The organism is Streptomyces sp. NPDC059957 (genome assembly GCF_042730015.1).
In the GTDB taxonomy this organism is placed as follows: domain Bacteria; phylum Actinomycetota; class Actinomycetes; order Streptomycetales; family Streptomycetaceae; genus Streptomyces.
On sequence record NZ_JBHWMB010000088.1, the window covers coordinates 1 to 450 of the forward strand.

Annotated in this window: 1 protein-coding gene and 1 pseudogene; both read left to right on the forward strand. The window is 66.9% G+C overall.

The genetic code is table 11. The features are described from left to right. A partial coding sequence (locus ACFWBW_RS36175) for a dihydrofolate reductase family protein (RefSeq protein WP_385382201.1) occupies nucleotides 1-224 on the forward strand: 224 nt, incomplete at its 5' end. Next, nucleotides 225-359, forward strand: a pseudogene (locus tag ACFWBW_RS36180) (IS5/IS1182 family transposase); the annotation flags it as partial. It abuts the gene before it with no gap. Nucleotides 360-450 lie beyond the last annotated feature (91 nt).

Sequence of the window (450 nt, forward strand, 5' to 3'; positions counted from 1 at the left end):
GCCTCAGCCTGTGCCGGTCCCTGCTACGAGCCGGACTCGTCGACCGCCTCCGGGTCGTAATGTTCCCGGTGATCACCGGGGCCACGGGCGAGGAACGCATCTACGACGGCTATCCGGACGTTGCCCTCGAGATGATCGAGCACCGCACCTTCGACGGCCGCATCCAGCTGGTCGAGTACAAGCCCCGCGTGCTCGAGCACCCGCCGCTCGGCGTCCCGGCCTGACGTCGCCCCGTCGAGCACGTCTTCGCCCGCATGAAGACCTGGAAGACCCTCCGCGACTGCCGGCTCAAGGGCGATGGCGTCCACCACGCCATGCTCGGCATCGCCCGGATGCACAACCTCGCCCGCGCCGGATAGGGAAGTGGGGGGGGGGGGGGCAAAAAAGACACCACAACAACAAGAAACAAAACACCGGAAAAAACCCACAGCACGACGACCCCCCGGACCG